This window comes from Acinetobacter sp. CFCC 11171, assembly GCF_003268405.1.
Taxonomy (GTDB): Bacteria; Pseudomonadota; Gammaproteobacteria; order Pseudomonadales; family Moraxellaceae; genus Acinetobacter; species Acinetobacter amyesii.
In genome coordinates this window covers 1-488 of the sequence record NZ_LQXP01000112.1, presented here as the reverse complement: position 1 = coordinate 488, position 488 = coordinate 1, and the positions used below count along the sequence as shown (strand labels likewise).

At 26.0% G+C, this 488-nt stretch carries 1 protein-coding gene; it reads right to left on the bottom strand.

Annotation, left to right across the window (positions count from 1 at the left end):
• Nucleotides 1-94 precede the first annotated feature (94 nt).
• Nucleotides 95-488, bottom strand: a 394-nt coding sequence (locus AVJ20_RS18095) for a hypothetical protein (protein ID WP_213066214.1), incomplete at its 5' end; no start/stop codon positions are given.

Below are 488 nucleotides of genomic sequence, written 5' to 3'. Positions count from 1 at the left end.
TTGGAGAATCTGATGCGCATTTTAGGGATGAATTTTAAAGTGGTCAAGCAGATTTGATGAAATGACCATTTGAATGTTTTTTTATTGTTCAAGTCTAGAAATTTTTTCTTAAATAGCGGTTATTTTTGAAGTTTTTTATATCATCTAGGTTGCTGATTTGCTTTATCGTCAAATTTTGTAGATTTAAATTTTTAAGCGTAGTTATACGTTTCTCTTGATCTAAAGGAATTATAATTTGGAATAATAAATATATTTCTAAAATTTGATGGTTTGCGAAGGTATCTAAATGAAATTTAGAAAAAGACATAACAGGTTTAATGGTGTTTTGGAGTAGATTAAAAAGATTTTGATTGTGTTTGAATACAATCCTTAATAAATATTCATTACCGACAGGTAATAGTTTATAGTGACTTTTTGTATTGTTAATGGATATGCTTTCTATTTGATCATAGTTAAACTGAATTTTCATTAGACTTCTTTCATAATTA